Source organism: Streptomyces sp., from assembly GCF_031178505.1.
Lineage (GTDB): Bacteria > Actinomycetota > Actinomycetes > Streptomycetales > Streptomycetaceae > Streptomyces > Streptomyces gulbargensis.
On the sequence record NZ_JAPSIW010000416.1, the window covers coordinates 1 to 6,173 of the forward strand.

Below are 6,173 nucleotides of genomic sequence, written 5' to 3' on the forward strand. Positions count from 1 at the left end.
CGCGCGTACGGTGAGGGCACGTGCCACATCCGAGGGAGTCGCTTCCATGCCGCACGCCTCCGAGCCGTCCGCACCCCGGGAGACGGCCGTCTACACCCACGGTCATCACGAGTCGGTCCTGCGCTCGCACACCTGGCGGACCGCCGCCAACTCCGCCGCCCATCTGCTGCCCGAACTGCGCGCCGGGCTGGACGTCCTCGACGTGGGCTGCGGGCCCGGGACCATCACCGCCGACCTGGCCGCGCTGGTGGCGCCCGGACGGGTCACGGCCGTCGACGCGGCCGGGGACGTCCTCGCGAAGGCCCGCGCCGTCGCCGCCGAACGGGGCCTGGACAACGTGGTGTTCGCCGTCGCCGACGTCCACGCCCTGGATTTCCCCGACGACTCCTTCGACGTCGTCCACGCCCATCAGGTGCTCCAGCACGTGGGTGATCCGGTACGGGCCCTGGGCGAGATGCGCCGGGTCTGCCGGCCGGGCGGTGTGGTCGCCGCCCGGGACAGCGACTACCGGTCCTTCGCCTGGTACCCCGAACTTCCCGGCCTGGACGACTGGCTGGCCCTCTACCGCCGGGTCGCGCGCGCCAACGGCGGCGAGCCCGACGCCGGACGGCGCCTGGTCTCCTGGGCCCGGCAGGCGGGTTTCACCGAGGTGACCGCCACCGCGTCCGCCTGGTGCTTCGGTACGCCCGATGAGCGGGAGTGGTGGAGCGGTCTGTGGGCGGACCGCACGACCTCCTCGGGCTACGCCGGCCTGGCGGTGGGCGGCGGCCATGCCACGGCCGGCGACCTGGCCGCCGTCGCCGGAGCCTGGCGGGAGTGGGGCGCCGGGGAGGACGCCTGGTTCATGGTGCCGCACGGCGAGATCCTCTGCCGCGTCCCCTGACCGGGGGCCGGGCCGCCGGCCCGGGTCGGCGGCCGGGCGCCGGAATATTGCCGGGCGGGGCGGTGGAGGGCGCCGTAGGGTGGCCGGTCGGCGCGCCATGACGGCGCCCACCGCCCCCAGGAGCACAGGGAGTACGAGGCATGGGCACCCAGCACACCTACCGGGTCATCGTCCGCGGCACGTTCGACGAGCTGTCCGAGGAGGGCCGGGCCCGGCTGCTCGCCGAGGCGGACGCGCACGGGCTGAGCGCGATGCGGTTCAGCGAGGAGGGGTCGCTCGCCTACGACCGGACGCTCAAGCACTTCTCGTACCGGGTCGTCGTGGTCTCGGACGCGGAGGACGGCGAGGAGATGGCCGGCGCCCTCGCGGAGGAGCGGGTGGAACGGGCCCTGCGGGAGCTGGGGCACGGGTACAAGGGGCTGCGGTCGACGGTGACCGACCTCGACACGATGAAGATCAACTACAAGCGGTGATCGCCCAGCGCTCGTGGTCCCGCCAGGCCCCGTCGATGAACAGCATCGCCGGCGAGAACCCTTCGAGGCGGAAGCCGGCCCGGCGGACCAGGGCGCGCGAGGCGGTGTTGCCGGGCTGGATGTTGGCCTCCAGGCGGTGCAGCTCCATCGGCCCGAAGGCGTAGGTGAGGAGCAGCCCGAGCGCCTCGGTGAGCAGACCGCGCCCGGCGGCGTGCGCGAAGGCGCCGTAACCGAGGGCTCCGCTGCGGAAGGCGCCCCGCACGATGTTGTTGATGTTGACGAACCCGGCGATGGCACCCCCCTCGGCGTGCTCGCACACCAGGAACCCGGCACGGGCCGGGTCGTCGGTCAGGGCGCCCGCGTAGGCGGCGTACGCCTCCGTGGTGCGGGGCGGGAACAGCCACGGACGGTGCAGCTCTCGGCTCTCCTCCGCCCGCGTGGTGAACTCCTCGGCGTCCTCGGCCGTGAAGGGCCGCAGCCCCACCCGGGGGCCCGAAATCAGGTAGCGCTCAAGATCGTCGTCGGACATGGGCCCAGGGTAACGACGAGACGCCGGCGCGCGGTGCGAGGCATGTGACTTGTCAGACAGCTTGGGCCGACTACCGTGGTCCCGACGGACGGGATCAGGAGCCGAGGAGGAGCCGTGGCGGGCAGTGGGCAGCGGCGGCGGCCGGTCGTGGCGCTCTACGAGCGGATCGCGGACGCGGTGCACGACGGCACGTACCCGCCCGGTTCCACGCTGCCGTCCGAGCCGAAGCTCGCCGCCGAACTCGGGGTGAGCCGGCCCGCCCTGCGCGAGGCGCTGCTGCTGCTCCAGGAGGACGGACTCCTCACGGTACGGCGCGGGGTCGGCCGCACGGTCAACGCCCGGCCGCCCCGGCGCGGCTTCGAGCAGGTGCAGCCGCTGGAGGGGCTGATCGGAGCGGGTGAACCGCTGCGCGTGCGGGCCCTGCTGCGGACGGTCGAGGAACCCACCGACTTCACCACCCAGCACCTGCACGCACCCGCGCGGGCGGAGCTGCGGTTCTGGGAGTCCGTCCTGACCGGGGAGGGCGTGGCGGCGGCGCTGAGCCACGAGTGGGCGGCCGCGGACGAGGTGCTCGACACGGTCCATCCCGCGTTCGCGCGGGCCCTGCGCGCGGTCGACGGGGAGCCGGGGGCGGCGGCCGTCTCCATGCTGGCGGTCCTGATCGACGCCTCCCGCGAGACGGCCCTGAGCGCGCACAGCGGCATCACGGCCACCCTGCTGGGCCGCCGGCGCGGGGAACAGCTGGGGCGCCCGGGTGACACCCCCGCCGTCCTGGTCACGCAGGTCGTACGGGTCGGGGAGACGCCCGTCCTCGCCGCCAAGCACATGCTGCCGACCGGCGCGCCCGCGCTGCCGGTGCTGCACTCCCACTGACCGCGCCGCCGGGGCGGCCGAGGGCGTGATCCCCCGGTCCCCGGAGGCGCCGATGAGCCGCCGGACACCCCGCGGTGGGCCGCTGTCGCCGGTGTCACAGCGGCCGCCCGGTCCCGTGCCGTACACTTCCCGGCCATGCACTTGTCTGACAACCCTGCCACGCCTGTCGGCGCCTCCGTCTCCGAGTGGATCCGGCGCGCCCCGAAGGCCGTCCTCCACGACCACCTCGACGGCGGGCTGCGTCCCGCCACCATCGTCGAACTGGCCCGCGCGTGCGGCTACGCCGCGCTGCCCACCGAGGACCCGGCCGAGCTGGCGGTCTGGTTCCGGGACGCGGCCGACTCCGGTTCGCTGGAGCGCTACCTGGAGACGTTCGCCCACACCTGCGCGGTGATGCAGACCCGCGAGGCGCTGTTCCGCGTCGCGGCCGAGTGCGCCGAGGACCTGGCGGCCGACGGGGTCGTCTACGCCGAGGTCCGCTACGCCCCCGAGCAGCACCTGGAGGGCGGCCTGACCCTGGACGAGGTCGTCGAGGCGGTCAACGAGGGCTTCCGCGAGGGCGAGCGCCGCGCCGGCGGCCGGATCACCGTCCGCACGCTGCTCACCGGCATGCGCCACACCGACCGCTCCCTGGAGATCGCCCGGCTCACGGTCGCCCACCGGGACAACGGCGTGGCCGGGTTCGACATCGCCGGCGGTGAGATCGGCAACCCGCCGGCCCGCCACCTGCCCGCCTTCCAGCACCTGAAGCGGGAGAACTGCCACTACACGATCCACGCGGGCGAGGCCGTCGGCGCCGAGTCGATCCACGAGGCCGTGCAGGTCTGCGGCTCCGAGCGGATCGGCCACGGCGTGCGGATCACCGACGACATCGCCGAGGACGGCACGCTGGGCCGGCTCGCCGCGTACGTGCGCGACAACCGGATCGCCCTGGAGGTCTGCCCGACCTCCAACCTCCAGACGGGCGCGGCGAAGGACTACGCCTCGCACCCGATCGACGAGCTGCGCCGCCTCGGCTTCCGCATCACCCTGAACACCGACAACCGCCTCGTCTCCGGCACCACCATGAGCGAGGAGTTCCAGCACATGGTGGACGCCTTCGGGTACGGCCCCGAGGTCTTCGAGGAGTTCACGGTGGCCGCGCTGGAGGCCGCGTTCCTGCCGCTGCCGGAGCGGCAGCGGCTGATCGACGAGGTCGTACGCCCGGGGTACGCGGCGCTGTAGGCCCGCGGCCGCCGACGACCTTCACGCGCCGTGCCGCCCGGTCCTCGGGGACCGGGTGGCACGGCGCGTCCGGCTCAGCCGACCCGGCCGCCGGCCAGCGGAAGGCGCAGGACGCCGGTGTCCTCGGGGGCGCTGACGATCGTCACCGGCTTGATTCCCCGGTTGCCGGTGTAGGCGGTGTCGCTCGCCGCGACGACGAACCGCAGCCGGTGTCCGGTCTCGTAGCGGTGGGCGACGGCGGGCAGTTCGACGGTGAACGGACGGGTGACGTCCGGCACCCTGACCGGCGCGACCAGTCGGTTGACCAGGGTGGTCGTACCGTCGGGGGCCACGTCGTAGAGCTTGGCGAAGAGGACGAGCTTGTCGGCGGCGTCGCCGGAGTGCTGGACGCGTTCGGCCACCGGGGAGACGACCCTCAGGGTGGCGCGGGGTGCGCCGACGAGGTCGACGGGCCCGGCGAGCGGGGCACTGGTCCAGCCGAGGTGGGTGCCCGGCAGGTCGTAGGGCCGGGGGTCGGGCAGCCCGGTGAGACCGGCGAGCGAGGACTCCGAGTGGCTCGTGGGCAGGAGCCCGTTCGCGTACCGGCGCGCCCCGCGCGTGACCTCCGCCCGGCTGTCCACCAGCGTGCCGTCACCGGAGAGATACAGCTCCTGGCCCGTGGCCGGGACCCGGTCGGCGGTCCCGTAACCGCTCGCCCAGGCACGGTGGTAGGCGAAGGCCGGCCCGGGACCGGCGGCGGGATCGCGGCGCAGGTGCCGGTCGAACCAGGCGAGGATGCGCCGTCCGACGTACGACTTCTCGGGCGCCCCCAGGTCGAGTTCCCCGGGCGCGGCGCCACCGCTGTGCCCGGTGGACTGCCAGATCATCCGGGTCTCGACGCCGCGCTTCCTGAGCCGCTCGTAGGTGGCCGTGGCCTCGTTGAGGGTGAAGAGGCTGTCGGCCTTGCCCTGGACGAGGAGGGTCGGGGCGTGCACGCGGTCGAGGTACGAGACCGGGGAGACGCTCCGGGCGAAGGCGAGCATCTTGCCCGTCTCCGCCGCCGGGTAGCGGCCGGAGTTGAGCAGCCGTACGGTCTCGCAGGCCTCGGTGACGAAGTGGAGGCAGCCGAGCGTGTTGATCCTGCTGGGGTCGAGGGAGGGCGCGAGGAGCGGCTGGCCCTCACCGATGAGGTAGAAGCCGTTGGCCCACTGCCATTTGAAGACGCCGGGGGTGTCGCGGTCGGCGGCGTTCGGGGCGAGGGAGTGGGCGAGGTCGTGCCAGGTGATGAGCGGGACGAGGGCGTCGAGGCGGCGGTCGACGGAGGCGGCGGCGAGCTGGACGGCACCGCCGTAGGAGCCGCCGACCATGCCGACGCGCGGGTCGTCCGCGCCGTCCTTGAGGACGTAGTCGACGCGGGTCCCGTCGTCGGCGGCGCGGGTACCGGCGAGGAAGTCGACGAGGCGGGCGGCCGCGCGGCCGTCGATCTCGGGGTCGTCGAGGGAGATGAGGCAGCCGGAGGCGCCGAAGCCCAGCCCGGAGTAGACGAGGCTCACGTAGCCGCGCGTGGCGAAGGCCTTGCCGATGGCGTCGGTGGAGCCGTCGCGCTTGTCGCCGCCGAAGCCGTTGGTGGCGAGCACGGCGGGCGCGGGGCGGGTGGCGTCCACGCCGGCGGGCCGGTACAGGTCGGCGTCGACCGCGCAGTTCCGGTCCCCGGCGCGGACGGTGAAACGGAGAGGGGTGACGGTGTACGGGGCCGGCTCGGCGACCGTCGCCGCCGTGGCGCGGGTGCCGGGCGCGGCCGCGCCCGCGGGTGCGGCGAGGGCGAGGGGCGCGGCCAGGGCGGTCGCACCGGCCGCCCACGCGAGGGCCTTGCGGGATCGGGGGACGGCACGGCGCACGGAGACCTCCACACGGGGGAACGGCGCCCGGGCGGCCGATCGGCGTACCGACCGGTAGGTACCGGGTCGGCGCCCATGGTGTGACACGTGTCATGAAGCCGTCAACGCTTCCGGCACAGGTTGTTGACGGGAATTCAGCGACGGCCGGGCCGGGGACGCCCGGGTCCGTCAGAGGAGGGCCGGGACATCCAGGGTGAGCGTCGCCGCCTCCGCGTCGAGCACCGCCGGAACGCCGAGCGGCACGGTGAGCGCCGTCCCGCTGTGCCCGAAGCCCATCTCCTCCACCACCGGGACGCCGAGGCCGCCGAGCCGAT

6 protein-coding genes and 1 pseudogene are annotated in these 6,173 nt (G+C 74.5%); 4 read left to right on the plus strand and 3 right to left on the minus strand.

Features of this window, described 5'->3' with window-relative positions; all coding sequences use genetic code 11:
- The first annotated feature begins 46 nt into the window (after window positions 1–46).
- Entirely contained in the window at window positions 47–883 is an 837-nt protein-coding gene (locus tag RIF68_RS23835) for a methyltransferase domain-containing protein (protein WP_309053341.1), read from the plus strand.
- A 140-nt stretch (window positions 884–1,023) separates the two neighbouring features.
- Window positions 1,024–1,356, plus strand: a complete 333-nt coding sequence (locus tag RIF68_RS23840) for a DUF6204 family protein (RefSeq protein WP_309053342.1) — start codon at window positions 1,024–1,026, stop codon at window positions 1,354–1,356.
- On the opposite strand, the gene RIF68_RS23845 is transcribed toward RIF68_RS23840, so the two are convergent.
- Window positions 1,340–1,885 carry a GNAT family protein gene (locus RIF68_RS23845; protein ID WP_309053343.1) on the minus strand — a complete coding sequence of 182 codons (546 nt, stop codon included), beginning with the start codon at window positions 1,883–1,885 and terminating at the stop codon, window positions 1,340–1,342. The two genes, RIF68_RS23840 and RIF68_RS23845, sit on opposite strands and share 17 nt — an antisense overlap.
- Window positions 1,886–1,999: 114 nt before the next feature.
- Here RIF68_RS23845 and RIF68_RS23850 point away from each other — a divergent pair, with 114 nt between their 5' ends.
- Entirely contained in the window at window positions 2,000–2,758 is a 759-nt protein-coding gene (locus RIF68_RS23850) for a GntR family transcriptional regulator (protein ID WP_309053344.1), read from the plus strand.
- Window positions 2,759–2,893: 135 nt separating this feature from the next.
- The gene (locus RIF68_RS23855; RefSeq protein ID WP_309053345.1) at window positions 2,894–3,982 is read left to right on the plus strand and encodes an adenosine deaminase; all 1,089 of its coding nucleotides are present in this window, start codon (window positions 2,894–2,896) and stop codon (window positions 3,980–3,982) included.
- A gap of 74 nt (window positions 3,983–4,056) precedes the next feature.
- Here the strand turns inward: RIF68_RS23855 and RIF68_RS23860 are convergent, their stop codons facing one another.
- On the minus strand, window positions 4,057–5,859 hold the full coding sequence (locus tag RIF68_RS23860; protein WP_309053346.1) for a CocE/NonD family hydrolase: 1,803 nt from the start codon (window positions 5,857–5,859) through the stop codon (window positions 4,057–4,059).
- A gap of 168 nt (window positions 5,860–6,027) precedes the next feature.
- A pseudogene (locus RIF68_RS23865) lies at window positions 6,028–6,173 on the minus strand (LD-carboxypeptidase); the annotation flags it as partial.